4 protein-coding genes and 1 tRNA gene are annotated in these 2,591 nt (G+C 65.1%); 4 read left to right on the forward strand and 1 reads right to left on the reverse strand.

Annotation, left to right across the window (positions count from 1 at the left end; genetic code table 11):
* Window positions 1–37: 37 nt before the first annotated feature.
* On the reverse strand, window positions 38–184 hold the full coding sequence (locus AB1609_20845; GenBank protein ID MEW6048886.1) for a hypothetical protein: 147 nt from the start codon (window positions 182–184) through the stop codon (window positions 38–40).
* Window positions 185–425: 241 nt separating this feature from the next.
* On the opposite strand from AB1609_20845, the gene AB1609_20850 reads away from it, so the two are divergent.
* The 4 genes from AB1609_20850 (at window position 426) to AB1609_20865 (ending at window position 2,396) form a co-directional block, all read left to right on the forward strand.
* Window positions 426–650, forward strand: coding sequence for a hypothetical protein (locus tag AB1609_20850; protein MEW6048887.1), 225 nt, complete (start codon window positions 426–428; stop codon window positions 648–650).
* A 4-nt stretch (window positions 651–654) separates the two neighbouring features.
* The gene (locus AB1609_20855) at window positions 655–951 is read left to right on the forward strand and encodes a hypothetical protein (protein ID MEW6048888.1); all 297 of its coding nucleotides are present in this window, start codon (window positions 655–657) and stop codon (window positions 949–951) included.
* Window positions 938–2,053: an N-acetylmuramoyl-L-alanine amidase gene (locus tag AB1609_20860; protein ID MEW6048889.1), complete on the forward strand. Its 1,116-nt coding sequence runs from the start codon at window positions 938–940 to the stop codon at window positions 2,051–2,053. The genes AB1609_20855 and AB1609_20860 overlap by 14 nt, the downstream gene beginning before the upstream one ends.
* 274 nt (window positions 2,054–2,327) lie before the next feature.
* A tRNA-Pro gene (locus AB1609_20865) sits at window positions 2,328–2,396 on the forward strand.
* Window positions 2,397–2,591: the final 195 nt, after the last annotated feature.

The raw sequence follows: 2,591 nt of genomic DNA on the forward strand, positions 1-2,591 counted from the left end.
CATAAGCTGCAGGCGCCCCGGCTGGGGCGCCCGCTGTTTACTCTTCGCTCTTGAGCGCGTCAATGAGATGGTCGAGGAGGTCCAACAACTCCTGCAGAATGTCCCTCAGCCGGGCTTCCGACTCGGTCGCCATTATTTCCCGGCACAGCTCGCTGATCCTCTGGCACAACTGCTCTAGTTCCACGGCTGGACCCCCTCCTCTCGGACATGATGCCCACAACGATCCGGTCGATCTGTCGAGAGATCTCAAGGATCTTATGGGTGTCCCTCTCTTTGTAGGCTAGTTCCAGGTCAGAACGGAGTTTCGTTAGCTGGCCCGCGTACTGGTGCAACTCGGCATACCTCCTCCGCTCTTCACTCGGCCAGAGGTATTCGCTGCCGGCAGGAAGTTCCCTGCCGCCTGATTCGGTAGGAGGTGGTCTCCGGTGTCTGCCAACTTGGAGGTGGAAGTCGCGCGCATAGACGAGAGAGTTTCGGACCTCGAGGAGTGGCGGGTCAGGCAGAACGGCCTCCTCGCGGAGATCCAAAAGGACCTGCGACGGCTGAGGGAGGACTGGGGCAGGAGGCCGACGTGGGCGGTGACGGTGCTCATTTCGCTGCTGTCCAGTGCCTGCGTCGGCATGGCCCTCTACATTATCACAGGGAGGTAAGACCATGAACCTGGACGGACTGAAGGATCTGGCAATCGGCGGCGTCTCTGCCGCCGCGGCGATCTGGGTGCTCCTTGAAGCGCTCAAGATTGCCGGCATCGTCAGGCCGAGATGGGCCCCCCTGGCAGCCATCGGCATGGGCGTGGCCGTGAGCGTGGCCAACGCCCTGTGGCCGGCCGCGACCGCCATCGTGGTCGTCGGTGCGGGCTTGGGCGGAATCGTGACCTGGGTATACGCGGGCGCCAGCAAGATGAAAGAGAACGCCAAGCGCGAGGGAGAAGGGCCGGATGCCAGCGCCTAACGTGACTGACCGGGGGCTCCGTTTCAAGGAGCCCCCACCGCCCCGCCAGAAGACGGACTACATCGTTCTCCATCACGCGGCTGCCAGCAGATGCACAGTGGAGGACGTGCACCGGTGGCACCTGAACCGGGACTGGCTGGGGATCGGGTACCACCTCTTTGTCGATAAGGCTGGCCTCATCTACGCCGGCCGCAGCCTCGACAGTCAGGGGGCGCACTGCAAGGATCACAACCACGAGTCGGTGGGCGTTTGCGCGGAGGGCGACTTCAGCAAGGAGCAGATGCCCGCCCGCCAGGAGCACGCCCTAGTCACCGTCGCCGCGTGGCTACTCGAACGCTACCCGGGCGCGAAGCTGGCCGCCCACCGCGACCTCAACGCGACGAGCTGCCCGGGAGACCACTATCCCCTGAGCCGGATCATCGATGCTGCTTTGGGCAGGCTCACGCCGATCTGCGGGCCACCGCAGGTAACGGTGGAGCAGGCCCGGGCGTACCTGGCTCGCGAGTGCCCGGGCTGGGAAGACATGGCCGACGGGTACTGGTTGCTGTGGCCGCTGTACCCCGTCCGGCCCGAAGTGGCGCTCTCGCTCAGCCTGCACGAAACCGGCAAGTTCCGCTTCAGCGGCGACGTCCGGCCCGACCAGAACAACTTCGGTGGTCTGGGTGCCACAGGCGGCGGGGGCCGCGGGGCATCGTTCCCCGACCGCCAGACCGGGCGCGAGGCCGTGGTGCAGCACCTGTACCTCTACGCGGTCGGCGGCGACCTGCCGTCGGGTAGGCCGCTCCTCGACCCCCGTTGGGAGGCGGCTAAGGCCAACGCCGGCTGCTGCCCGTACCTGGAGCAACTGGCCGGCCGATGGGCCTGGCCGGGGTACGACCGCAGCAGGTTCGCCAGCCTGGAAGAGGCGTACCGTGCCGGGGCCACCTATGGCCAGGTCATCCGCGACCGCTACCTGGCGGTGTTGATGGCCGAGCCCGTGCCGAAGCCTCCGCAGCCCGAACCGGCCGAGGAGGCGATACCGCTGGTGGAGTACAAGCGGGTGGTGGACGAACTCGAAGTCGCCCGCGAGAAACTGGCCCGGATACGGGAGATCGTGGCGTGACGGCACCTATTCCACATGGAATGGGGGTGGGCAGCATGGGGAAATCTTCGGGCTTATCGTGGTCGCCCTGGTGGCCCTGGCGCCCCTGCTGTTCGCTCTTTGGCTGCGGGGGAGATACCGTTAGCCCAGGCAATGCTACCGTCTTTTGCGCCAGGACGGCTTGCAAATCTGCTGCTAATCCAACTGGTGGATACCCACCTTGACAACCGCATACGTGGCTGTATAGCATGGGGGCAGAATCCGCACTATACCTGCATTCGGCCATTCAGGGTGACGGAGGGAGGCGGTCCGGCTGTGGTTCGGGACCACGAGGTCGCCGGTTCAAGTCCGGCCGCTCCGACCAGATTTTTGGGGCTTACGATGCCAGCACCGGGAACTGCTACGCCATCGGAAGCAGGACACCGGGGTCCGCAAAGAGACAGGACCCCGGGCGTTTTCCAGGGTCCTGGCCCCGACCTTCACCGGACAGCCCCGCGCGGTTCATGCATTCTCGCTGCGCCTGAAGAAGAAGAGGAGCAGTATAACCACAGCGATGATG

The sequence above is a fragment of the Bacillota bacterium genome, assembly GCA_040754675.1.
Lineage (GTDB): Bacteria > Bacillota > Limnochordia > Limnochordales > Geochordaceae > Geochorda.

Coding starts and splice junctions, on each gene's coding strand:
- AB1609_20855 (MEW6048888.1), top strand. CDS start 655: ATGAACCTGGACGGACTGAAGGATCTGGCAATCGGCGGCGTCTCTGCC.
- AB1609_20860 (MEW6048889.1), top strand. CDS start 938: ATGCCAGCGCCTAACGTGACTGACCGGGGGCTCCGTTTCAAGGAGCCC.